Origin of the sequence: Listeria cossartiae subsp. cossartiae (assembly GCF_014224155.1) — a bacterium.
Classification (GTDB): domain Bacteria; phylum Bacillota; class Bacilli; order Lactobacillales; family Listeriaceae; genus Listeria; species Listeria cossartiae.
Genome location: NZ_JAASUI010000004.1, coordinates 18532 through 43225 on the forward strand (window position 1 = coordinate 18532; position 24694 = coordinate 43225).

At 40.2% G+C, this 24694-nt stretch carries 28 protein-coding genes; 8 read left to right on the top strand and 20 right to left on the bottom strand.

The features are described from left to right. The first annotated feature begins 102 nt into the window (after positions 1-102). Positions 103-1329, top strand: a complete 1227-nt coding sequence (locus HCJ30_RS11475) for a chloride channel protein (RefSeq protein WP_185392263.1) — start codon at positions 103-105, stop codon at positions 1327-1329. Positions 1330-1369: 40 nt separating this feature from the next. Here the strand turns inward: HCJ30_RS11475 and HCJ30_RS11480 are convergent, their stop codons facing one another. From HCJ30_RS11480 to HCJ30_RS11490, 3 genes are all read right to left on the bottom strand, one after another. Then, the gene (locus tag HCJ30_RS11480; RefSeq protein ID WP_185392264.1) at positions 1370-2188 is read right to left on the bottom strand and encodes a YwqG family protein; all 819 of its coding nucleotides are present in this window, start codon (positions 2186-2188) and stop codon (positions 1370-1372) included. A 34-nt stretch (positions 2189-2222) separates the two neighbouring features. Further along, positions 2223-3044 (bottom strand): YwqG family protein, encoded by an 822-nt coding sequence (locus tag HCJ30_RS11485; protein WP_185392265.1) that lies wholly within the window; start codon positions 3042-3044, stop codon positions 2223-2225. Between the two features lie 83 nt (positions 3045-3127). Next, on the bottom strand, positions 3128-4339 hold the full coding sequence (locus HCJ30_RS11490; RefSeq protein ID WP_185392266.1) for an NAD(P)/FAD-dependent oxidoreductase: 1212 nt from the start codon (positions 4337-4339) through the stop codon (positions 3128-3130). A 449-nt stretch (positions 4340-4788) separates the two neighbouring features. Here HCJ30_RS11490 and HCJ30_RS11495 point away from each other — a divergent pair, with 449 nt between their 5' ends. Together HCJ30_RS11495 and HCJ30_RS11500 are read left to right on the top strand one after the other, a co-directional pair. After that, positions 4789-5784, top strand: coding sequence for an NAD(P)/FAD-dependent oxidoreductase (locus tag HCJ30_RS11495; protein ID WP_185392267.1), 996 nt, complete (start codon positions 4789-4791; stop codon positions 5782-5784). An 87-nt stretch (positions 5785-5871) separates the two neighbouring features. Continuing rightward, on the top strand, positions 5872-6501 hold the full coding sequence (locus HCJ30_RS11500; protein WP_185392268.1) for an SDR family oxidoreductase: 630 nt from the start codon (positions 5872-5874) through the stop codon (positions 6499-6501). 47 nt (positions 6502-6548) lie between these two features. On the opposite strand, the gene HCJ30_RS11505 is transcribed toward HCJ30_RS11500, so the two are convergent. The 5 genes from HCJ30_RS11505 to HCJ30_RS14330 form a co-directional block, all read right to left on the bottom strand. Continuing rightward, entirely contained in the window at positions 6549-6782 is a 234-nt protein-coding gene (locus HCJ30_RS11505) for a YuzB family protein (protein WP_185392269.1), read from the bottom strand. A 21-nt stretch (positions 6783-6803) separates the two neighbouring features. After that, a complete protein-coding gene (locus HCJ30_RS11510) occupies positions 6804-7130 on the bottom strand; it encodes a YuzD family protein (protein ID WP_185392415.1) in 327 nt (108 codons plus the stop codon). A gap of 240 nt (positions 7131-7370) precedes the next feature. After that, positions 7371-7553 (bottom strand): hypothetical protein, encoded by a 183-nt coding sequence (locus HCJ30_RS11515; protein ID WP_185392416.1) that lies wholly within the window; start codon positions 7551-7553, stop codon positions 7371-7373. A 31-nt stretch (positions 7554-7584) separates the two neighbouring features. After that, complete coding sequence (locus HCJ30_RS14325; RefSeq protein WP_260444433.1) at positions 7585-7725, bottom strand: hypothetical protein; 141 nt, start codon at positions 7723-7725, stop codon at positions 7585-7587. 6 nt (positions 7726-7731) lie between these two features. Then, positions 7732-7848 carry a hypothetical protein gene (locus HCJ30_RS14330; RefSeq protein WP_260444434.1) on the bottom strand — a complete coding sequence of 39 codons (117 nt, stop codon included), beginning with the start codon at positions 7846-7848 and terminating at the stop codon, positions 7732-7734. 462 nt (positions 7849-8310) lie between these two features. Between HCJ30_RS14330 and HCJ30_RS11520 the strand changes: the two genes are divergently transcribed. From HCJ30_RS11520 to HCJ30_RS11530, 3 genes are all read left to right on the top strand, one after another. Continuing rightward, positions 8311-11106: a MucBP domain-containing protein gene (locus tag HCJ30_RS11520; RefSeq protein ID WP_185392270.1), complete on the top strand. Its 2796-nt coding sequence runs from the start codon at positions 8311-8313 to the stop codon at positions 11104-11106. Between the two features lie 173 nt (positions 11107-11279). Next, positions 11280-11516, top strand: coding sequence for a NifU family protein (locus tag HCJ30_RS11525; RefSeq protein ID WP_003725591.1), 237 nt, complete (start codon positions 11280-11282; stop codon positions 11514-11516). 110 nt (positions 11517-11626) lie between these two features. Then, a complete protein-coding gene (locus HCJ30_RS11530; RefSeq protein WP_003722422.1) occupies positions 11627-12127 on the top strand; it encodes a phosphatidylglycerophosphatase A family protein in 501 nt (166 codons plus the stop codon). A gap of 23 nt (positions 12128-12150) precedes the next feature. On the opposite strand, the gene HCJ30_RS11535 is transcribed toward HCJ30_RS11530, so the two are convergent. From HCJ30_RS11535 to HCJ30_RS11555, 5 genes are read right to left on the bottom strand one after another with little or no spacing between them, the layout of a single operon-like run. Further along, positions 12151-13461, bottom strand: a complete 1311-nt coding sequence (locus tag HCJ30_RS11535; RefSeq protein WP_185392271.1) for a hemolysin family protein — start codon at positions 13459-13461, stop codon at positions 12151-12153. 35 nt (positions 13462-13496) lie between these two features. Beyond that, on the bottom strand, positions 13497-13940 hold the full coding sequence (locus HCJ30_RS11540; protein WP_185392272.1) for a GNAT family N-acetyltransferase: 444 nt from the start codon (positions 13938-13940) through the stop codon (positions 13497-13499). Between the two features lie 49 nt (positions 13941-13989). After that, positions 13990-14757, bottom strand: a complete 768-nt coding sequence (locus HCJ30_RS11545) for a TIGR01457 family HAD-type hydrolase (RefSeq protein WP_185392273.1) — start codon at positions 14755-14757, stop codon at positions 13990-13992. A 19-nt stretch (positions 14758-14776) separates the two neighbouring features. After that, positions 14777-15052: a YutD family protein gene (locus tag HCJ30_RS11550; RefSeq protein WP_003722426.1), complete on the bottom strand. Its 276-nt coding sequence runs from the start codon at positions 15050-15052 to the stop codon at positions 14777-14779. Then, on the bottom strand, positions 15049-16437 hold the full coding sequence (locus tag HCJ30_RS11555) for a bifunctional metallophosphatase/5'-nucleotidase (RefSeq protein WP_185392274.1): 1389 nt from the start codon (positions 16435-16437) through the stop codon (positions 15049-15051). The genes HCJ30_RS11550 and HCJ30_RS11555 overlap by 4 nt, the downstream gene beginning before the upstream one ends. A gap of 135 nt (positions 16438-16572) precedes the next feature. Here HCJ30_RS11555 and HCJ30_RS11560 point away from each other — a divergent pair, with 135 nt between their 5' ends. Together HCJ30_RS11560 and HCJ30_RS11565 are read left to right on the top strand one after the other, a co-directional pair. Beyond that, positions 16573-17412: a sulfite exporter TauE/SafE family protein gene (locus HCJ30_RS11560; RefSeq protein WP_008948654.1), complete on the top strand. Its 840-nt coding sequence runs from the start codon at positions 16573-16575 to the stop codon at positions 17410-17412. Further along, a complete protein-coding gene (locus HCJ30_RS11565) occupies positions 17413-17778 on the top strand; it encodes a DUF1634 domain-containing protein (protein ID WP_003722429.1) in 366 nt (121 codons plus the stop codon). It begins immediately after the preceding gene. Positions 17779-17810: 32 nt separating this feature from the next. On the opposite strand, the gene HCJ30_RS11570 is transcribed toward HCJ30_RS11565, so the two are convergent. From HCJ30_RS11570 to sufC, 7 genes are all read right to left on the bottom strand, one after another. After that, entirely contained in the window at positions 17811-18653 is an 843-nt protein-coding gene (locus tag HCJ30_RS11570; RefSeq protein ID WP_185392417.1) for a DUF72 domain-containing protein, read from the bottom strand. Positions 18654-18795: 142 nt separating this feature from the next. Continuing rightward, entirely contained in the window at positions 18796-19110 is a 315-nt protein-coding gene (locus tag HCJ30_RS11575) for a DUF5713 family protein (RefSeq protein ID WP_185392275.1), read from the bottom strand. A gap of 133 nt (positions 19111-19243) precedes the next feature. After that, positions 19244-20638, bottom strand: a complete 1395-nt coding sequence (gene sufB / locus HCJ30_RS11580; protein WP_003739681.1) for a Fe-S cluster assembly protein SufB — start codon at positions 20636-20638, stop codon at positions 19244-19246. Between the two features lie 22 nt (positions 20639-20660). Further along, entirely contained in the window at positions 20661-21104 is a 444-nt protein-coding gene (gene sufU, locus HCJ30_RS11585; protein WP_003722439.1) for a Fe-S cluster assembly sulfur transfer protein SufU, read from the bottom strand. After that, positions 21101-22327: a cysteine desulfurase gene (locus HCJ30_RS11590; protein WP_185392276.1), complete on the bottom strand. Its 1227-nt coding sequence runs from the start codon at positions 22325-22327 to the stop codon at positions 21101-21103. Before HCJ30_RS11590 ends, sufU begins: the two co-directional genes overlap by 4 nt. Next, a complete protein-coding gene (sufD, locus tag HCJ30_RS11595; RefSeq protein ID WP_185392277.1) occupies positions 22328-23629 on the bottom strand; it encodes a Fe-S cluster assembly protein SufD in 1302 nt (433 codons plus the stop codon). It abuts the gene before it with no gap. Positions 23630-23647: 18 nt separating this feature from the next. After that, complete coding sequence (sufC, locus tag HCJ30_RS11600) at positions 23648-24433, bottom strand: Fe-S cluster assembly ATPase SufC (protein WP_185392278.1); 786 nt, start codon at positions 24431-24433, stop codon at positions 23648-23650. Between the last annotated feature and the right edge of the window lie 261 nt (positions 24434-24694).

A 24694-nucleotide genomic window follows, 5' to 3' on the forward strand; every position in this document is an offset into this window, starting at 1 on the left:
GTTGACTCCTTGTAGTCAGCTTTTTTTTTGTCGTTTGTTTACAGCTATACGTTAAAGGGAAAATCATGCTATCAATGGATTTTTACAAAGGGGCTGACTTCGGTGAAAAAGGTAACATTCATTTTTGGCGTTTATACGTTTATCCTCGGAATCTTAGTGGGGATAATTGCCGCTTTATTTTTAGCAATGGTTCACTTTGCCACGACATTTTTATGGGATTACCTTCCTAATCAGTTTGATTTTTCATGGTATTATCCTCTACTAATTGGCTTGATTGGTAGTTTTTTTGTAGGGATGGTTCAACTGAAACTTGGCGACTATCCGCATTCAATGCATGATAATATTGCCGAAGCGAAAAAAACTGGGCGGATGGAATACCGTAAAGTTCTGCTTCCTACGATACTTAGCGCTTGGATTATTTTAACATTTGGAGCGAGCGTTGGACCGGAAGCTGCTTTAATTGGGATTGTTGGTGGTGCGACAACTTGGATTATTGATCATTTAAAACTATCTATGGCGCATAAAGAGGAACTTGTTAGCCTAAGCGTTGGTGCGATTATTTCTAGTATTTTCCATGCGCCGTTTAGTGGGCTAGCTGAAGAAATTGACGAAAGTAGCCAAGCGCGAAAAATCCCTAAAAACTCTAAATTAGTGTTATCGCTGCTCATTTCCTTTAGCGCGCTCGGATCTTTCCTTTGGCTAAAATCCTTTTTAAAAATGCCGGCGAGTATTTTTGCAATTCGGCTGCCTGATATGGGATGGTCTTGGTGGTTTATTTTACTTTTTATTCCTACAATCATTCTCGGCTGGCTCTTTAGCGTTTATTTTCAGCAACTCCAAGTCTATATTGGGAAAGCAGCTTCTGTGATTAAAAATAAAATGGTCGCAGCTATTATCGGCGGTTTGAGCATTGGTTTATTTGGTATTATTTCATCATTTATGTTATTTTCCGGCGAACATCAGCTAATCGAATTAACGACTACTGTGCAAAATTATTCGATTCCCTTTTTACTTATTATCGCACTATTAAAACCTGTTTTGGTCGCAATTTGTTTAGCAACCGGCTGGAACGGTGGCGCGATTTTCCCAGCAATTTTTACAAGTACGGTGATGGGGTACATAGCAACATATTGGATTGATGGATCGACTGGATTTTTAATTACTGTATTTGTGACTGCTTGTTGTACGAAAATCGTTGGTAAACCTGTTCTAACTGCTTCAATTCTATTGTTTATTTTCCCGCTACAATTTTTCCCGTTTATTCTACTGACAGCTTTTATCGTTAATAAAAATTGGTGGGCTAGCATTAGAAAAATAGCTCGAGCATAATAAAAAAAGCAGAAATTCGGAGTGAATTTCTGCTTTTTCGTCAAGAACAATCCCAATTATACAAAATGTTGGAAAAGTCCCGATTGATTAAATCTTGCTTATTAATAAAGAAGTTCCCGACACCACAGTCGCCCCACATGATCGCCATTCTACTTTCATCAAAATCCTCAGATGCTAATTGGAATAAAAGTGTGTCATGGTGTGGATTTTCTGAATACATCCGCGGGTCTTCTTGGGTGAAAAATGGATATCCGCCAATTTGACTACATTCTTTACCAAGTTGGTATAATGCTTCAGATTTATCTTCATCTTCCGCAAAAATTTGGTCCGCTAACTCATAAAAAGTGCTTCCAAATTCATTTTCGAAATCAAAGCTATCTTGTAATAAGATTTGGTCCGATACTAGGCCAGTAATTTTAAACTCGCCGTTTACCACTGGGTAAAAATCACTTTTTGCCACATCTTCAAAAAAGGCATCTTGTTCTTCGACAGTCAAACTTTCGCTTCCTAGGTCATCAAAGAAAAACACCCGAAAACCTTCTTGGCTCGTTGGATTTTCAAAATCAAGTCCATATAAATCATCCTGAAAATCCACATAGAAAGCAAGCAAACCAAATTCCGGATAATTTTCCATTTGTGGCATTTCCGAAAAATTAATTTGCGCTAATAGCGAAAGCGGCTTGCCTTCTTCGGTCACCGGATAGCCTTGTTCTTTCGGCAAGTAACCTCGCCCACCAGCTTTACTTTGCAGCAATGACAGCGTGCCCGCATTTTTAAAGCTTAATTCTATCCGCTCTTTCTCTGTTTCTAAAAATCGTTCTGCCCATTCACTAGGAAGTATATCAAAAAGTTCTTCCATGATTTACCTTCTTTCTTTTTTGTAACGTGGTTCTTTAACAATCCCAGTTAAAAATAACATTCGAAAAATCCCGATTAATTAAATCCTGTTTATTAATAAAGAAGTTGCCGACTCCACTCATGCCCCACATGATATTTATTTCGGCACCTGGTTCTTCACTGTACTCACTATCTAATTGAAACAGCAATGTGTCGTGATATGAGTTTTCTGTACGTATGCGCGGATCTTCTTGAGTGAAGAACGGAAAACCACCAATTTGGCTACTATATGTTGCAAGGTCAAATAACTCATTCGCTTTCTCTTCATCATCACCAAAAATTTGCTCCATTACGTCATAAAAACCACTACCAAATTCCTTTTCAAACTCTAGAATATCATTCATTAAAAGTTCTTTCGTTACTCGCCCAGCAATCTTATACTCACCTTTAACAACAGTATAAAGGTCCGATTTATCAATACCTTCAAAATATACATCTTGCTCTTCCGCAGTCATGCTCACTCTTTCTAAATCCTCAAAGAAAAATACACGGAAACCATTTTGCTCTGTTTGATCATCAAAATCAAGACCATACAAATCACTCTGATAATTAACATAAAAAGCGAGCAAGCCAGACTCTGGATAATGTTCCATTTTTGGCATTTCCGCAAAATTTATTTGTGCTAAAAAGGAAAGCGCCTTGCCTTCTTCATTCACTGGATACCCTTGTTCTTTTGGCAAATAGCCCCGTCCACCAACTTTGCTTTCTACTAAAGAGATCGAGTCTCCAGTTGTAAAGCTCAACTCAATACGTTCTTTCATTGTATTTAAAAATTTCTCTGCCCACTCGTTAGGAAGTATCTCAAAAAGTTGTTTCATGGACGTACCTTCTTTCAGTTTTTCTTCATTATAACATAACAAAAAAGCAATATCTGCACTAACAGATATTGCCTTTAAAAGTCTTATTTATAAAATTTAAACTTACCTTTACTTGCTAGAACGCCTGAACCACCAATAAGTAGTAGCGCGCGGTCATCAATGACTTTTTTCATAACGGAAGCTGGGTAGCCTTTCAAGTTTTTACCGAAAACGACACCAATTGCATCATTATCGCCTAGAGAGCAGACCGTTCCTTTTTCATGATAAACAAAGTCTTGTAGATCTGTTTCGCCGTTAACTAATTTAGCTAAGTTCACTGCAGCCACATCGGCTTGTTGCATGGCGATTTGGGCAGTTGGCGGGAATGGACGGTCGTTTGCTGGGTTGATGATGAGTGAGCAGTCACCAACAATTAAAATTTCTTCGTTACCAGGAACGGTTAAATTGTTGTTTACTTTCACACGACCACGACCAGCTTCAAAACCGGATGCTTCAATCACGCTATTTCCACGAACACCAGCAGCCCAAATAATCGTTGCTGCTTTGATTTCGCGAATTTCATTTTCACTTTCGGCATATTTTACGCCGTCAGCTGTAGCCTCTTTGACTGGTTTACCGACATGGAATTCTACGCCGCGATCTTCCAGTACACCCACACCATAATCAACGAGTTTCGCATCAAATTGTGGTAATACTTTTGGAGCAGCTTCCATGCAATAAATGCGCACTTTTTCGCGTGGTACATCATATTGTTTCACTAGTTCTGGAATGCGATTAGTTAATTCCCCAAGAAACTCAATTCCAGTAAAGCCAGCGCCACCAACGATAATTGTTAATAATTCATCGCGTGGGTCTGTTTTCCATTTTGCAAATTGCGCTTCAATGTGCGCACGGATTTTTTTAACGGATTCTACACTTGTAATAGTGAAGGCATATTCTTTCAAACCACTGATGCCAAATGTTTCTGCTTCTGACCCAAGTCCAATTAATAAATAGTCATAGCTGATATCGCCATTTGCATCTAGTGTGACTGTTTTTTCGTCTTTATTAATTTTTACGACCGTATCTTGGATAAATGTCGTTTTCGTATTGTTAACGACTTTGTCTAATGGATACATTAATTTTTCTGGTTCAATTGTTCCAGCTGCTGCTTCATGTAACCAAGTCGTTTCGTGGTGATAGTCATTCTTATTCACTAGAACGATCTCGGCTTCCAAGTTTCTTTGTTGTAACTTGCGTAAAGTTTTTAGTCCCCCGTATCCTGCTCCGAGAATGACAATTTTTGGTTTACTCATCTGTTATCACATCTACTTTCCCTTATATTTTTCTTCACAAAAAAAATTGCATTAAGAATTTCTTACTGCACCTATGTAGATTGCGCTAAAAATCTACTGCAAACAATGAAAAAAGCGAAAATGGTAAGTACCAATATATTCCCTATTTCACAGCTTACAAACTATATCATAGACTTTTTAACTTTCATTTTCAAGAAAGCGAACTCAAGCGTTTAAGCTTCTTTGGAGCATGGTTCAAGTGGTATACGATTTTTTTCACAATAAAGCTCTGAGATGGCTTGGTTTTCGCAAAAATCTTTTATTTGCGGCATAATTGGTCTAGTTCATTTTCGTGCTTTTTTCATTCGTGCAATCCCGTAAACATTCTTTTTCAACAATATATGCTAAAATATGCTTATTGCAACTTTAGGGATTTCATAGGGAAATTAGGAACTAGGGGGTGATGTATTTTGGATGAAAAAACAAAAATTTATGATATCACGATCATTGGTGGTGGACCGGTTGGGCTATTTGCTGCTTTTTATGCCGGAATGCGCAATGCGAGTGTGAAAATAATAGAAAGTTTACCGCAATTAGGTGGACAACTTTCCACGCTTTATCCTGAGAAATATATTTATGATATTCCAGGCTATCCTTCTGTTCGCGCACAGGAACTTGTTAACAATTTGATTCAACAAATGAAACCATTTGATCCGACCATTGCGCTAGAGGAAGCTGTTCAAAGCGTGGAAAAGCAAGTCGATGGCACATTTGAAATCATCACGAAGAAAGATACACATTATAGTAAGGCGATTATTATTACTGCTGGAAACGGCGCATTCGAACCAAGACGTCTTGACCTTCCAGAAGCAGAGCAATACGAAGGCAAGAATATTCATTACTTCATTAATGACCTTAGCCGTTTTTCTGGTCGCCGCGTTGCTGTTTGTGGTGGCGGGGATTCTGCGGTTGACTGGGCACTCATGCTTGAAAAAGTGGCAAGTTCGGTCGCAATCGTTCACCGTCGTAATGCGTTCCGTGCGCACGAGCATAGCGTGAACAATTTAGAAAAATCATCTATCGCGATTAAAACACCATTTATCCCAACCGAAGTACTCGGTAACGGTGATAAACTGACGCATATTACATTGCAAGAAGTCAAAGGCGATACCACCGAAACGCTCGAGATTGACGATTTCATCATTAACTACGGTTTCGTTTCTTCGCTTGGTCCGATTAAAAATTGGGGCTTAGAGCTAGAGCGCAACTCGATTATCGTTAATTCAAAAATGGAAACGAGCATTCCAGGCATATACTGCGCAGGTGATATTTGCACTTACGATGGCAAAGTAAAACTAATTGCGACCGGTTTTGGTGAAGCTCCAACAGCCGTCAATAATGCGATGAATTTCATTGATCCAAAAACACGCGTACAACCAATGCACTCCACATCATTATTCGAATAACAACCAAAACCACGAGGCGACTTGTGGTTTTATTTTTTACTCACCGGGAAAAGTTCTTTGTAGATATTTTTTAGGAGGAGATTAGCAATGAATGTACTCGTAATTGGCGCAAATGGCAAAATCGGTCGGCATTTAGTTGAAAAACTTGCTATGGAAAAAGGCTTTTTTGTCCGAGCGATGGTTAGAAAAGCTGAACAAGTAAGCGAGCTGGAAAAACTTGGCGCAAAGCCGATTATCGCCGATCTAAAAAAAGATTTCAACTATGCTTATGATGAAATTGAAGCAGTCATTTTCACAGCTGGTTCTGGAGGTCACACGCCCGCTTCCGAAACTATTAACATTGACCAAAACGGTGCCATTAAAGCCATTGAAACCGCCAAAGAAAAAGGTGTGCGCCGGTTTATCATTGTTAGTTCGTACGGCGCCGACAACCCAGAAAACGGCCCCGAATCACTTATCCATTATTTAAAAGCCAAACAAGCAGCCGATGAAGCGCTGAAACAAAGTGGACTTGATTACACCATTGTCCGCCCAGTTGGCCTCTCAGATGATCCAGCCACTGGCAAAATCGCTGAAGTTTCTGGAAAACCTAAGACAAACATCCCGCGAGCTGATGTTGCCAGTTTTATCAGTGAAGCTTTAACCGAGAAAGCTAGCTTCTACAAAACCTACACCATCGAAAGCGGCGACACGCCAATCAAGCAATTTTTCAACTAATAAAAAGCGATGAGCTCTCATTACGAGCCTCATCGCTTTTCTCTATATTAAAACGGATTTTCTTCCAAAAATGTATATATATTCGCAACCAATTCTTCCGCCGTTTCTCCGCGAACCACTTCCCCGTCCACTAAAGCAAACAAACTCGTCGCGCATAAATCACAATATGTCAGACAATCATATTCAATCACGTCTAAATTATCATCCGCATCTAATTTCGCAAACACAGCATCCGCCCCACTCGCCAAATTATTCACGCAAAATTCCACAATCGGATTCATTTCCCATTGCCTCCTAAACTGTTACATTGTTGCCAAGTAACCACGGTCGGTCATTACTTGATAAATATCTTTCAACCGAGGATTGCCTTCTGCGATAATTTCACCGTCAACCACAATCACTGGATACATATAATCTTCATCGACAATTTTATTCGCCATATCCGCTAAACTAGTTTCATTCGGCGGATTAAAAATATCGACATACTCCACCACAAAAGGCTGCCCAGAAAACTTCCGACCAATCGCAGCACGAAGCCATTCCTCTGTTTCCTTCGAGGATGGCGCTCCGACACAACTAGCACAAATTGTCGTTGAACCATACACATATAATTTCGCTTCATTTACCATCACGCTTCACCTCATTATCATTGTACAAAAACCCACCGGAAAAAGCGACTAAGCTGTTTCACGAAGCATAACTATTAAACTTTATGAATTTTTATAAAGATATGAATTGACACGAATTTACAGATATATTATAATATTTCCAATACATTGCTAATCTTTAAAGCAGTAGTGTATTAATATGATAAACCAAATCCCGGTTGTACCCGTGATTTCACGGTCAACATATAAGTAACACTCCCTTTAACAATCGGGCGCGCAACCCGATTGTCTTTCAACCTTACCAGTTGAAAGAGCACGTTCCTTTCTGAGCCTTAGGAACGTGTTTTTATTTGGCCCGTTCGAAGCAAAGCGAGTTACGGGCCAAATATGCATGCGAGCGCAGCGAGCATGTAATCCTTCCAGAAACCTGCGCCCACCACACAACCTGTCCTCCCCCATCCAAATCCATCCACCATCAACCGACAACCCACATTCCCATTCGGCCGTTCGAAGTGTAACGAGTTACGGCCCAAATATGCATGCGAGCAAAACGAGCATGTAATCCTTCCAGAAATGTGCGCCCCCACACAACCTGTCCTCCCCCATCCAAATCCATCCACCATCAACCGACAACCCACATTCCCATTCGCCCGTTCGAAGTGTAACGAGTTACGGCCCAAATATACATGCGAGCGCAGCGAGCATGTAATCCTTCCAGAAACCTGCGCCCACCACACAACCTGTCCTCCCCCATCCAAATCCATCCACCATCAACCGAAAACCCATATTCCCATTCACCCGTTCGAAGCAAAGCGAATTACATCCCAAATATACATACAAAAAAACTCATTTTTCAATATTTTCGAAAATTTTTAAAGCCTAACAACTAATTTATATGCTCTATATATTCAAAAACCCCCTCTCCACATCGCTCATCAAAACCAAACCCTCTCTCCCACCTACATTCCCACCCTAAAAAAACTCAAAAACAAATATGTCCAAATTTTGAACTTCACTCTATTTCCAATAAATTTCTTTTAAAAAACCCATGATTTCTCGAGAACCCACATGATATTATAACTTTGTTTAGAGGTATATTCGTTTCAAACTACATTTCCCAACTAATTTTTGTTGCTGAAATAGTCCGTTTTAACGAATAACTAATTACGAATACATTCAAAAAAAGGAGGAAATTAGACATATGCAAAAAGCAATAAAAATAATGTTAGTTTTATTTTTAATCACAACCGTATTTTTACCTTTTAGTAATGTACGAGCAGCATCAACTGATGTAGTAAATATCCCGGATCCATATTTAAATGAAGGTCTTAAAAATATCATAGGAAATCCGTTCTTAACAGAATTGACTGAAGCAAACCTTGAGACGATTACTATAGCGGATATTTCCTATATGTATAGTTCACCTGGGTATCCTGTCACTGGGTTAATTAGAGATTTAACTGGACTCGAAAAAGCAGTCAACATGACCAATTTATATTTTTCAAACCAAACAGAAATCACCAATTTAAATCAGATTAAAAACTTACCTAATCTGAAAAAAATCGTTGGTGTTTCTACTGGATTGAATGATATTAAAGCTCTTGGCGAGATGCCAGCACTCGAAGAATTAGAACTAGGCGGGGATTATATCACTGATTTCACTCCCTTACTTGAAAAAGAAAACTTAAAATCATTTTCTTATAACTCGTATGCTTGGTTAGATCCAGCATATCATCAAATCAATAATGAAGAATTCACAAAATTTGCAAACCTCAAATCACTTGAGAAATTAGATGTAACTTGGAATAATATTAGCGATTTAGCAGCATTAACTGCAAATGATCACATTACAAACTTAAATCTAAGTTACAACAAGTTCACTAATGTAGCTCCAATTGCTACGATGAAAAAACTTAAAGTCCTTTATTTAAACAATAACAACCTAACTTCCATTGATTCGTTAAATACACTAAGAGGATTATCTATTGCTTACGCTGATAATAATAACATTACTGATTTAAGTAAGTTAAAAGATTTTTTTGAAGGCATGGATGTCGTTGGAGATTATAAAGGTTTACAAGTTAATAGCCAAACTATCACACTTCCAACTATTAATATTAAAGAAGGGGCAACAGCTATTTCAAATAACCCTACTTTAGATATTGATGGCAAAGAAATGCCTATTTCTAGTATTTCTGACGGTGGAACAGTATCGGCTGATAATAAAACAGTCTCTTTCTCTAACTTACCAATTGGAACGAAGACTGTGACTTACAATGCGACATTCACAGCTACTTCCGCTAAAGGAGTACCGCTTAGTTACTCTCTTAAAGTATCACAACCAATTACGGTATCCGAAAAAACCAATTCATCTGTAAACGTATTTTACAAAGATGAAAATGGCAATGAATTAGCTGCAAGTGAAACAATTTCTGGTAAATCCGGAGAAAATTATCAAACAACAGAAAAAACAATTACTAACTACACATTAAAAGAAATTGAAGGCCAACCTTCAGGACAATTTGGCGATAGTGATACAACAGTCACTTACGTTTACGAAAAAGCAGATGGTGCACCCGTTACCGTGAAATACGTCGATGGCGATGGCAATGAATTAGCTACTTCTGACACATTGAACGGCAAAATTGATGCTCCTTACCAATCTACAGCCAAAAGCATCACTGGTTGGACAGTCAAAACGACTCCTACCAATGCTAATGGCGTATTTACAAACACTAACCAAACAGTCACTTATGTGTATGAAAAAGCAGATGGTGCACCCGTTACCGTGAAATATCTCGATGGTACTGGCAACGAACTAGCTACTTCCGACACACTGAATGGCAAAATCGACGCACCTTACCAATCTACAGCGAAAAGTATCACAGGTTGGACAGTTAAAACTACACCTACCAATGCTAATGGCGTATTTACAAACGCTAACCAAACAGTCACTTATGTGTACGAAAAAGCGGACGGTGCTCCCGTTACCGTGAAATATGTCGATGGTACTGGCAACGAACTAGCTACTTCTGACACATTGAACGGCAAAATTGACGCACCTTACCAATCTACAGCGAAAAGTCTTTCTGGTTGGACAGTCAAAACGACTCCTGCCAACGCTAATGGCGTATTTACAGATACTAACCAAACGGTCACTTATGTGTACGAAAAAGCAGATGGTGCTCCCGTTACTGTGAAATATATCGATGAGGATGGCAACGAATTAGCTACTTCCGATACATTGAACGGCAAAATCGACGCACCTTATCAAGCCACAGCGAAAAGTCTTTCTGGTTGGGTAGTTAAAACGACTCCTGCCAATGCTAATGGCATATTTACAGATACTAACCAAACGGTCACTTATGTGTACGAAAAAGCAGATGGTGCTCCCGTTACTGTGAAATATCTCGACAGCGATGGCAACGAATTAGCTACTCCAGATACATTGAACGGCAAAATCGATGCTCCTTACCAAGCTACAGCCAAAAGTCTTTCTGGTTGGGTAGTTAAAACGACTCCTGCCAATGCTAATGGCGCATTTACAGACACTAACCAAACGGTCACTTACGTATACGAAAAAGCAGATGGTGCCCCTGTTACCGTGAAATATGTCGACGCGGACGGCAACGAATTAGCTACTCCAGATACATTGAACGGTAAGCTAGATACATCTTACGCAGCAACAGCTAAAAACTTGAGTGGTTGGAAGTTAACAGCCACACCGACCAACGCTAATGGCGTATTTACAACTGATGCTCAAACAGTCACCTTTGTATATGCTAAACAAGAAGACGATCCTAAAAAAGAGGATAAAAACAAAACACCTCTTAAAATTAGCGAAAACAAACCAAAAGCAAACAAAGTAACTACAATAAAAAAACAAACAAAATTACCGAAAACCGGCGATAATCAACAAGATAGTATATTGTTCGGATTAGTTGGTACATGTTTCGTTCTCTTAGGAATTTACTCTATCTCTAAGAAAAACAGCTAAAATAAACAGCGAAAACTCTCTTATTAATTGGATAAGAGAGTTTTTGTTTGGTAATTACTTCCTATTGCACTACTTTCGACCTCAGAAAAACCCAATTTAATTCCTTTAAATTTCCCCATATCCTGTTATAATAGAAAATATAACATTGCCTCACGAAAGGAGAACTATATCCTATGGAAGAAATTAGCTACGCCGAAGTTGATAAAGCTTTAAAAAAGTTCCGTCCGTTTTTAGTTCGTGATGGCGGGGACTATGAACTTATCGAAGTCACACAAGACGGTGTCGTAAAAATTAAACTACTTGGTGCATGCGAGACTTGCCCCAGTTCTGATATGACTTTAAAAATGGGTATCGAATTAACTTTAGCTGAAAAAATTATCGGCTTTAAAGAAGTTGTTCAGGTTTTTTAAACAAATATTTTAGCGGCCAAACATTCGGTCGCTATTTTTGTATAAAAAGGTTTAGAAATCCTGTAAACGTCTATCATACAATATACATACAGTTTTAAGGAGGTAAGAAAATGGTCGAAAAACAAAGTGCCTTAGAATCAAAAGCACGCAGTTGGCTCATCGAACGTGGCGTAGAAATTGACGATATTGCCGAACTTGTATTATTTTTACAACAAAAGTACCATCCCGGATTAGAATTAGAAATTTGTCGGCAAAATGTCGAGCATGTTCTTCGCAAACGTGAGGTTCAAAATGCTGTTTTAACCGGCATACAGCTTGATGTCATGGCCGAGAAAGGCGAACTTGTCCAACCACTACAAAATATCATTAGCGCTGATGAGGGGCTGTACGGCGTCGATGAGATTCTCGCACTTTCCATCGTCAACGTATATGGCTCGATTGGATTTACCAACTACGGCTATATCGATAAAGTGAAACCCGGAATTCTCGCAAAACTAAATGAACACGATGGCATCGCCGTTCATACGTTCCTTGATGACATTGTTGGCGCCATCGCTGCGGCTGCCGCAAGTCGTCTCGCTCATAGCTATCATGACGACATCGTAAATTAAATAAAAACCAGTAAAACTAGAGGTCATTCCTCCGATTTTACTGGTTTTTGTTTGCTTAATTTCACTTCCACTTGGCGAATCGAGTTTTTATTCATCGAGCGCACGATAAAGCGGTACCCCTCATGCTCCATCTCATCGCCCGCCTCTAAATCAAACCGTTCGAGCAGCATCCATCCCGACAACGTATGCACGCCCGGCCCTTCAATCGGAACCCCGAGCGCTTCTTCCACTTCCAGGAGCGGCTCAGATCCTTCAATAATAAAATGATTTAAAGCAACTTTGCGAATCCCTTTTGGCCCCTTCGCTTCTTCCATATCACCGACAATCACTTCCATCACATCTTCCAACGTCACAATCCCCGAAGTCCCACCATATTCATCCGTCAAAACAACAAACGGCTCACTTTCTTGCTGCATTTTCACAAGTAATTCTTCTAAAATGGTCCCTTCAAACACCTCTAAAACAGGTGTAATAAATGGCTTAATGGATTGTGTTACTATCGTTTCATCTTTACCAAGGCCCGCCATGACCGCGCTGACCCGGAGCATCCCGATAATATGATCCTTATCCTCATCTTCTGTTACCGGAAAAATATGATATGTATGCTCAGAAGTTAATTTCAACAAATCTCGCACCGTCGCCGTTTGATCAATCGCAATCACCGACATTCGCGGTATCATCACTTCTTTCGCCGGCACATCCCCAAGTTTAAAAATATTTTTCATATAGCGAAACTCTTGCGGATTCAAAAGCCCTTGCCTATAGCTATCTTCAAAAATAATCTTCAGTTCGGTCGGTGTCATTTGGTCCGCATCAACCGTTTGCTTCACCCCAAACATCCGCGTAATTAAATTCGCTGAGTTATTTAACAGCCAATTAAGTGGAAAAGTCAGGCGGTACCAATAAACAAGCGGACGCGCGATAAACAGCGCTACTTTTTCCGTGCTTTGAATCGTAAATGTTTTCGGCGCAAGTTCCCCAAGTACCACATTTAAGAACGTAATTAAAATAAACGAAACAAAAATCGAAATCGGCTTTTCAACAGATTCTGGCACTGGTAACATTAAAAATAATGGCTCTAACCAACCACGCATCGTTGCTTCACCAACCCACCCCATAGCAAGCGCAGCGAGTGTATTCCCTAACTGACAGGCAGCCAAATAATCATTCATATTCGAAGTAACTTTTTTTACATATTTTGCTCGTGGGTCCTCTGAGGCTACTAGCTGGAGGACAGTAGGTTTTCGAATTGCGACAATAGCAAACTCACTTGCCACGAAAAACGCGGTTGCTGCAATTAAAAATATCACAAAGAAATCATTAAAAACGTCCATTCTACATCCTCCTTATCCCCATTCTATACCCGTTTTTAGCGTTTGAACCACAAGTCGGCCACTGCCTCACCGTCGATAATTTCACCTGTTTTCTCAAAACCATATTTTGCATAAAATTTCTCCGCTACAATATTGTCTGGTTCATAAGATAAACGTAGCCGGGCGGGCTTTTCTGGTAGATTTTTCACCATCTCGATAATTTGCTCTAACGCATCCCCGCCGTAGCCTTTACCTTGATGCTCTTTCCCAGTCATAAATCGCACCAGCCAAAACTCGCCATCATCCGTATCCATACCGTACATCGCGTAACCAACCGGCATATTGTCCGCATAAATAACAAGCGAATGATACGTTTCTTCAAAACTTGCTTCAATAATCGAATACCAGTTTTCTGCAACAAATGTTTTTTGGTGAGGATGCACTTCTAACTTCGCCGTTTCGTGAAAATTGTCTTTCGTTACTTTTTGAATTGAGACCATTTCCTAACCTCCCATTTATTAAAAAAAAGAGCAGAAAAATTCCGCTCTTCTAGTTAAATTTCCAATCTGTTAGCTTCGTTACAGCGTATGTAGGCTGGATTTCTTTTGTAAGTAGTGCTTCTTTGGAGGTAAAGCCGGTATGGACGATTAACGTATCCATGCCGTAATTGATTCCCGCCATAATATCGGTTTCGTAGTTGTCGCCAACCATGATTGCTTCGTCTTTATGGACGCCGAGTTTCGCAAGTGCTTGCTCCATAATGATCGATTCAGGCTTCCCAATAAAAATCGGCGCCGTTTCTGTCGCCACGGAAACAACCGATGTAATCGAACCATTTCCCGGAAGCAGCCCGCGCTCAGTTGGAATTGCCGCATCGCCATTCGTCGAAATAAACATCGCGCCACCACGAACTGCAAGTGCCGCCTTCGAAAATTTCTCATAATCGACTTCCCGGTCAAGCCCCACAACGACAAAAGCTGGATTACTAGAAGTTATTTCAAATCCATTATCCGTTAGTTCTTGTTTTATTCCACGTTCACCGATAACATAAACCGATTTTTCGCGTTTTTGTTCGAGCATAAATTGCACGGTTGCTTGCGAAGTCGTAAAAACATCGTCACTTACAGCTTGAATTCCCATGCCAGTTAAATGTTCTGCTACTTGCCCAGGTGTTTTTGTTGAATTGTTTGTTACAAATAAATACGGGAGTCCCGCACGTTTTAAGTTTTCGATAAAAATGATTGCTTCGGGAATAACTTCTGCCCCGCGATACATCGTGCCATCTAAATCAATTAAATACGCTTTATAATTCTTCAATTCCAAACTACCTCATTTACTATTTTACTTTTTTAATAACAAAATACGCACAACCAAAATTACAGTATTCATAAATATATTCTTTTAACGTGCTAATCTTGTTGTCGTATGCGGCTTTGCGGTTGTCGTCTTCGAAAAAGCCTTTCAGTCGCAGCTGATCGTAACCCCAGTCGCCCACTATATAATCATAGCGCCCAAGAATATCGCTAAACCGTTCATTTAACTTTTCCTCGTCAAAAGCATCGCGGTAATTGGTGATAATCTCGTAGTTTAAATCTTGAATCGTAATCGTCACTTGTCTTCCTCCTGTCCGTACATTTTTTTGAGTTTCCATTTTAAAATATCTCGGAGTAATTCCGGTGTATATACTTCTTTTCGTTTAATTTGCTTCACTATCGGGAAAAATGGCGCGAATACAAACGTATCATGCGTCGCAATCCGGTATTCCCGTGTTTTATCAATCGGTTTATTATCAAAAAGTGCCACTTGATTTTCCGCGTCAAAACCCGCTCGGTCCATCAAAACGGTACCAAAATACTCGCCGCGGAAACCGAAACCTCGAAGTGGAATATCTTGCAGTTCTGCTTTTTTTCGGTAAATACCATCAATAAGTATCTCGAGCTCCTCGCCCGTCATCGTTAAAGCAATCGCGTTGAGCGGATGCGGCAACATTTGGTGAATATCAAAATCCGTCACAATGCCCGCTTCAAAATCTGTCATAAAAATACCCGCGTTCATCACAAATGTTTCCGAACCAGTCCATTCACAAACCGCCTCGTTCAAAATGTGCGCAATTTCGGAGTCATCAAACCAATTATGCGCTAACTTCTCGGGAATCGCAACTACTTTTTCAGAGAGTTCGGCGCGCCCTTTATCAAAGAAACCTTGAATTTCAGTCGCTTCATCTGGAGCAGCCGGCAAATCTTCCGTTTTAAATGTGGTTGCTGTTTTCGAGATTAGCTGATTATTGTCATCTAGCTCAATATCAATTTGCCCGATATGTTCGCCCCATCTTCCCGCCGCAGCAAGCAATGCGTTCCCTTCCACTTTCCCAGTTTCGAGTAAATGGTGCGTGTGCCCGCCTAAAATCACATCAATTTCAGGGATTTCAAGGGCAATTCGTTCATCCGTCGGCAAACCGAGATGGCTGAGCAAAATAACCAAGTTCGTATCTGCTTCCAAACCAGCCATTTGTTTTTTTATCGAGCTGATTGGTTCTTCAACACCCCAACCCATTGCCTCATAATATTCCCGAAACGGCGCCGTCGCACCAATGATAGCAATTTTAATTTGATCTATTTCTTTATAAACAATCGACTTCACCCAATCTGGCTGCTTCGTCCGTTCTTTATCCGCGTAAAAATTACAGCAAACCACTGGAAACGCCGCATGTTTATATAAATTTTCTAAATCTTCATGTGCCAAAGTCGTTCCTTCATTATTACCAAAAGTCACCGCATCATACGGCAACTGATTGAGTAAGTCCGTATTCGCAAGCCCGTTCGTTCCTTCTGTAAGCGGATGAACCCGGTCCATAAAATCGCCAATATCAAAAAAGAGCGCCGACTTATTTTCTTTGTCTGCAGTCGTCCTTTTCTCTTTTAAGAAATTAAAAATACGTGGCCAATGTTCCAAGTGACTATGAACATCATTCGTATGCCATAAAGTTAAATGTTTCATTAATCCATCCACTCCTCACTTATAACTATTGTAGCTTAAAATAACTTTTTTTACACGCACTAGGACTGGATGAATTGTTCACTTTTCATTTTATGTTATGATAGGATATATTGTTTTAAAAGGGATGTGATTTTTTTGGATATTACGCAAACAGTCGAAATTCTTTTAATCTCTGTTTTTGCAGGGGTTGTAGGCTCTTTGCTCGGTCTTGGTGGTGGAATTATCGTGACACCTGCCTTGACACTTATTTTCGGGATTGATATTCAGTATGCGATTGGAGCGAGTATTATTTCCGTTATCGCAACAAGTAGCGGCTCCGCAATTGCTTATATCAAAGACGGCATTACGAACCTACGCGTTGGTATGTTTCTCGAAATCGCCACAACAATCGGCGCAATCACCGGAGCTTTCGTCAGTGGACTGCTCTCGGCCACGGCACTCTACATCATCTTCGGACTTTTACTTCTTTATTCTGCGTTCAACATGATTAAAAAGGTCGGTACAGAATTTCCTACCAATGTGAAACCAGACCCGCTCGCTACAAAATTAAACTTACATGATTCTTATTACGATAAATCTTTACGGCAAAACGTGGACTATCAAGTTGCAAACGTCCCAGCTGGTTTTGGTGTGATGTATGGCGCCGGAATCGCAAGTGGCTTACTTGGAATCGGTAGTGGCGCTTTTAAAGTCATGGCGCTCGATGTCTTTATGAAAATGCCGCTTAAAGTAAGTAGCGCGACGAGTAATTTAATGATGGGCGTAACCGCGGCGGCCAGTGCAACCGTTTATCTTTTCCAAGGTGACATCCAGCCCGCTATTGCAGCGCCTGTTGCGATTGGCGTACTTGTCGGCGCAACACTTGGAACACGCATTATGCAACGTTTAAAAAGCAAAGTTATTCGGATTATTTTTATTCCCGTCATTTTATATGTTGCCTTCCAAATGATTTTAGAAGGATTGGGGTGGATTTAAATGGCAGAGAAAAAAGAAGAAATGTATCGCGTCGAGCTAATTGTCAGCGCGTTGTTACGAATCGGTGTTGTCCTTAGTGCGATTATTATTGTTTTCGGCCTTGTTATGCTATTTATCACCGGCGAAAGTGGCTATCCTGGGGAAACTTATCCGACTTCGCTTACGGCGATTTTCAGCGGGCTAGGGACGCTTAAACCATACGCAATTATGATGTTTGGCCTCTTTTGCTTAATTTTGACGCCCGTCCTTCGTGTCGTTGTATCGTTATTTACTTTTTTGAAAGAAAAAGATTATTTGTATGTTGGGATAACAGGGATTGTATTGATTATTTTAGTTATTAGTTTTTTAATTGGGATAAAAGCATAAAAAAGATGGCGCCAGCGATGCGCCATCTTTTTTTATTCCGAAAATAAATCCATTTGCATCGGAGCCAAGCCTTGAAACTCAACCTGTAGCGCCTTTTGTAAATGTTTCGCATTATCAGCCGCATCCCCGCCGCTGTTATTATTAAAAATCACGACAACTTCTTTGGACAACTTTTGCAAATGTTCCACGTATTTAGCCCATTCGTTAATTTCCTCTTCATTGTAACGGTAAAGCGTGCGAACCTCGCGCCACTCAGGACTGTTAGCTTTCATCCAGCCATACTGATTCCGACCGTGAAGCCTTACTAATGTCATATCACTATTCGTCTCACGAAGCACAATCGGCACGCTGCCCGCCCCGACTTGCGGCTCATCGACAACTGTATGAATAAAGCCTAATTCGCGCAACAAATCCAGCGTCTTTTCGGTATTTTGCTCGTTATACCAAGAATTATGACGAAACTCAACCGCAAGTGGCAAATCGCCCATTTTCGACGCAATATATTTTAAATAAGTCACATTTTCTTTCGTACAATTAAAATACGGCGGAAATTGAAATAAAATCGCCTGTAGTTTCCCCGTTTCACTTATCGGCGCAAGCATATCCATGTAAGCTGTGTACATCGCATTTTCACTATCAAAATACTGCGACCATTCCTTGTGTTTCGTCATCGCCGAAAAAGCCTTAATCACAAAACGAAAATCATCTGGAGTTTGCACCGCCCAGTTCGTCGTTGTCCGCGGAGAAGGAATCGCATAAAAACTCGTATCAACCTCCACCACAGGAAAATGTGCCGCATAATCAGCCAAAGTTAATTTTTTCGTTTGCAACAAAGAATCATGATCACTCCACCCAGTTAACCCGATTGTTACCATCAACCGCCACCCTCTCTATCGTTTTTGATTTATGTTTATTATAACGCAAAAAGGAGGGAGAAGCCTTTAATTTGGTCCTCGTTTTTACTTCAGAGTAACAAAAAAACTTCAACCGTCTAACAGTTGAAGTTTCAATCATATATTACCACTCGCGCTCTTTAAGTAGTTCTTCAATATCGATATCTATCTTATAATGAGCTAAAATCGGGATGATTGTTTCAGCAATGGAATCCCTTGCGCCTGTTTCTAATTCACTCTCATTTTCATAAAACTCATCTTGCAACGCATTAATTGCTAATGTCATTTCGTCAAATTTAGCTTGAATCGCTTCTGTATCATGATTCCCTTGTTCTAAAAATTGAACCGTATCTAAAATAAGTTGCTTAATTTTATCCACTAGAAACGGTGGAAAGAATGGATCTTGATACATGCCCTCTAAATATTTAATTTCTGTCATAATTATCAGTCCTTTGCTAAGTTGTTGGAACCAATATATCACTTTGTTTATAAAAATACAAGCCAGATTTGTTCCCTGCTATTTTGGGATTTCATCAAAAAAGACGAACTAAAAAGTTCGTCTTTCGCTTTATTTAACCAATCGAGCCTTCCATTTCAAACTTAATCAAACGGTTCATCTCAACGGCATATTCCATTGGTAATTCTTTCGTAAATGGTTCAATGAAGCCCATAACGATCATTTCGGTCGCTTCTTCTTCACTTAAACCACGGCTCATTAGATAGAAAAGTTGTTCCTCGGATACTTTGGAAACTTTCGCTTCATGTTCTAATGAAATGTTGCTGTTTAGGATTTCGTTGTACGGGATTGTGTCCGATGTGGACAAGTTATCCATAATCAGCGTATCACATTCAATATTCGAACGTGCGCCGTCTGCATTACGACCAAAATGAACAATTCCGCGGTACGTTACGTTTCCGCCTTGTTTCGAAATCGACTTCGATACAATCGTAGAGGACGTATTCGGCGCATAGTGCATCATTTTCGCTCCAGCATCTTGACGTTGGCCTTTACCAGCAATCGCGATAGAAAGCGTTGTTCCACGTGCTCCTTCGCCTCGTAAATGTACTGCTGGGTATTTCATCGTTAATTTCGAACCAATGTTACCGTCAATCCATTCCATAGTCGCATTTTCTTCACAGAAAGTACGTTTCGTTACTAGGTTATACACGTTATTCGCCCAGTTTTGGATGGTTGTGTAACGGCAGTAAGCGCCTGGTTTTACAATGATTTCTACGACAGCTGAGTGAAGGGAATTCGTTGTATAAACGGGAGCCGTACAGCCTTCCACGTAGTTTACGCTGGCATTTTCGTCAACGATAATTAGCGTCCGTTCAAATTGACCCATGTTTTCCGAGTTAATGCGGAAATAGGCTTGAAGCGGCGTATCAACTTTGACGCCTGGTGGTACGTAGATGAATGAGCCACCGGACCAAACAGCCGAGTTTAGCGCTGCGAATTTGTTGTCGCTTGGTGGAATTACTTTTGCGAAGTATTCTTTGAAAATATCTTCGTTTTCTTTTAACGCGGAATCTGTATCTTTGAAGACAATCCCTAAATCTTCTAGGTCTTGCTTCATATTGTGATAAACTACTTCGGATTCGTACTGCGCAGATGCCCCAGCTAAATATTTTTGTTCAGCTTCAGGGATACCCAGTTTGTCAAAAGTACGTTTAATTTCTTCCGGAACTTCATCCCAAGAACGTACGGTTTGTTCGGACGGTTTCACGTAGTAAGTGATGTCTTCAAACTTCAGTTCTGACAGGTCGCCACCCCAAGTCGGCATTGGCATTTTATAAAATTGTTCTAAAGACTTCAAACGGAATTCTAGCATCCATTCTGGTTCTTCTTTAATATTCGAAATTTCTCTTACTACTTTTTCTGTTAATCCGCGTTCTGTACGGAACACAGAGGTATCTTTGTCATGGAATCCATATTGGTATTCGCCAATTTCTGGAATTTCAGTCATGTCGTATCCTCCTTTTCGCTACTTATTTTGTTCCTTCTTTTTCAAAAATCGCTCTCTCCATTGCTTTCCAAGAAAGGGTCGCACATTTGATTCTTGCTGGGAATTTCGCAACTCCGGCAAGTGCCTCGACGTCGCCGTATTCATCAATGGTTTCATGGTCGTGACCTTGCACCATTTCTGAAAATTCGCGGGACATTTTTAGTGCTTCTTTCTCGGTTTTCCCGATAATGCTTTGCGTCATCATTGAAGCAGAGGCCATCGAAATCGAACAGCCGCTACCAGTGAATTTTGCCGCAACGATTTTGTCACCATCCATTTTTAAATGAAGATGAATTTGATCACCGCATGTCGGGTTGTTGAGGTCGATTGTTACATCGCTATCTGGGAGCTCTCCATTATTGCGCGGATTTTTATAGTGATCCATAATGACTTGTCTATAAAGCTGATCTAATTTCCGGCTTGTCATAATCCAAAATACTCCTTTGTTAACTTGAGGCCATCTATAAGCGCATCAATTTCTTCTTTTGTATTATAAATATAAAAGCTTGCGCGAGCTGTGGAAGAAACGTCGAGCCATTTCATCAACGGTTGTGCACAGTGATGACCAGCTCGAATCGCAACACCATCTTCGTCCAAAATAGTCGCAATGTCGTGTGGATGTGCACCTTCTAAATTAAAAGTCACTAAGCCACAACGTTTACTCGCGTCTTTCGGTCCGTAAATGGTAATGCCTTCGATTTTGCTCATTTCTTCTATCGCGTAGCTGGCTAATGCTTGTTCATGTGCGTGAATATTTTCGAGTCCGACTTCTGCCAAGTAATCAATCGCCGCACCTAGCGCAATCGCTCCGCCAATAATTGGTGTTCCGGCTTCGAATTTCCACGGCAGTTCTTTCCAAGTCGAATCGTATAATTCAACAAAATCAATCATTTCTCCGCCAAATTCGGTAGGTTCCATCGCATCAAGTAATTCACGTTTGCCATACAAAGCGCCAATGCCAGTAGGTGCCATCATTTTATGCCCTGAAAAAGCATAAAAGTCAGCATCTAAATCTACCACATTTACTTCCATGTGCGGCACAGCTTGCGCACCGTCAACGAGAATCACCGCTCCAAATTTATGAGCAATTGCTGCGATTTCCTTAATTGGCGTGATCGTCCCGAGTACATTAGAAACATGAGCTAACGCAACGATTTTCGTTTTTTCACCAATTGTTTTTTTCGCTTGCTCGACAGAAATCGTGCCATCTTCTTCTAGCTCGATATATTTCAAAACCGCGCCCTTGCGTTTAGCTAGTTGTTGCCACGGAATCAAATTGGAATGATGCTCTAAATAAGAAATAACTATCTCATCGCCAGCTTCAATATTTGCTTCCGCGTAACTATCTACAACTAAATTAATCGCTGAAGTAGTACCTCTTGTAAAAATAATTTCTGCTACTTCGCGCGCATGAATAAACTTGGCTACTTTGGAACGAGCTGATTCATAAGCATCTGTCGCTCTAGCCGCAAGCGTATGCACACCGCGGTGAACATTCGCATTATCAAATTCATAGTAATGCGTTAAAGCTTCAATAACTTGTTTTGGCTTTTGTGAAGTGGCAGCATTATCTAAATAAGCTAGCGGTTTTTCATTTATTTCTTGAGCTAAAATTGGAAAATCCGCCCGAATTTTTTGGATATCAATCATTTAACGCACTTTCCCTTCGATTACTTCACGAAGCATCGTTTTTACGCTTTCGATTGGTAACTGACGAACGACTGGATCTAAGAAGCCATGAATAACTAGTCTTTCTGCTTCTTTTTGAGAAATCCCGCGACTCATCAAATAGAATAATTGTAACGGATCCACGCGTCCAACAGAAGCCGCATGTCCTGCTACTACGTCATTTTCATCGATTAATAAAATTGGGTTCGCATCACCGCGCGCTTCAGGACTAAGCATGAGTACACGTGATTCTTGTTGTGCATCAGACTTAGAAGCGCCATGTTTAATGTGGCCAATTCCGTTAAAAATAGTTGTCGCTCTTTCTTTCATAACCCCATGAGATAAAATCGTACCGTTAGAAGCTTTTCCGTAATGTGTCACGCGCGTTGTCACGTTTTGCGTTTGTTTACCGCGTCCAACAGTCACCGTTTTCACATCAGCAGAAGAGCCGTCTCCCATTAGGTTTGTTACGTTCTCATTAATTGTATCACCATCGTTCATTAGACCAAGCGCCCATTCAATTTGACTATCTGTTCCAATGTGTCCACGACGATTCACGTAAGCAGTCACTTCACTTGCAAGATTATCCACACCACCAAAAGTAATCCGCGCATTTTTCTCAGCAATTACTTCTTCGACAATGCTCACAATCCCTTTAGGTGCGTTATCTACCGTTACATAGTTTTCAACATAAGTAACCGAGCTATTATCATCCGCCACAAGCAACACATGGTTAACTAGTGGAGATTCTGCTTTATCTTGTACGAAAACAGCTTGAATCGGCGCTTTCACTTCGACATTTTTAGGAACATAAAGGAAGATCCCGCCGTTCACTAAAGCCGCATGAAAAGCTGTCAGTTTGTGTTCGTTTACTTGCACTGCATCTTTCATGAAGTATTTTTTCACAAGTTCAGGATGGTTTTTCACAGCGGAAATAATATCTGTAAAAATAACGCCTTGGTCAACTAGTTCTTGTTGCAACTGAAGTCTCGCAGGTCTTTCATCCATTTGAACGTAAAAATTGGCTTCTTTATTATCTAAATCAACTAAATTCGCTACTTTTTCCGGTAAAGTTTCATTCGTTACACCCTCTTTAAAAGGTACAAACGTCTCAAACTTCGTGAAATTCCAGCGAGTAATTTTTGTTTTATCCACAAAAGGCAAGTCCAGTTCCCCGTAGGCTTTAAAAGCATTGCGACGGATATCTAAAAACCAATCCGGTTCGTTCGCATTACTTGAAAAAGCGTGGATAAAATCATCTTTAATTGTCATATTTTGTGCCATGATTTTAACCTCACTTCCTTATTGTTGGTCTACTGCTTCTTCTTCCTCAAGTTCGATTCCAAGCTCTTGTTTAATCCAGTCGTACCCTTCTGCTTCTAAACGTTTCGCAAGCTCAGGTCCGCCTTCTTTCACTACTTTACCTTGCATCATTACGTGAACAAAGTCTGGTGTGATGTAGTTCAGTAAACGTTGGTAATGGGTAATGATTAAGCAGCCAAAGCCTTCGCCGCGCATTTCATTTACACCTTTAGAAACAACTTTAAGCGCATCGATATCAAGACCGGAGTCAATTTCATCTAAAATCGCTAATTTTGGCTCGATCATTAATAATTGCAAGATTTCATTACGTTTTTTCTCTCCGCCTGAAAACCCTTCATTTAAATAACGTTCTGCCATTTCTTCATCCATATCTAAAATTTCCATTTTTGCATCTAATTTACGGATAAATTGCATAACTGGAATTTCGTCGCCTTCTTCACGACGACTGTTGATGGCTGCACGGATGAATTCAGCATTTGTAACCCCACTAATTTCACTTGGATATTGCATCGCTAAGAAAAGACCAGCACGAGCGCGTTCGTCTACTTCCATTTCGAGTACATCTTCCCCGTCAAGTGTGATTGTTCCTTGTGTTACTTCATATTTTGGATGCCCCATAATAGCTGAGGACAACGTAGATTTACCTGTTCCGTTCGGTCCCATGATAGCATGGATTTCGCCAGTTGAAATTTCCAGGTTAACGCCCTTCAAAATTTCTTTTCCTTCTATTTCAACATGTAAATCTTGAATCTTTAAAGTTGCCATAAAAAAAGTCCTCCCTAGTGTAAAATTTGCATAATCCTAGTTTAGTATAATTCTAATCTGATTACAACTATAAAAACCAGTATTCTTCGCATTCTCCCCTTCATTCTACTATTAATAAGGGTTTTTTTCCAGTTTTCTCGCATTATCATTATTTCTATTTTATTTGAGAATCGACAACCTAAACGATACAACGCACTATACCAATAAAAGACAGGGCTTTTTCACCATAAAAAAGGGATTGTATATCTTATTTATATATGG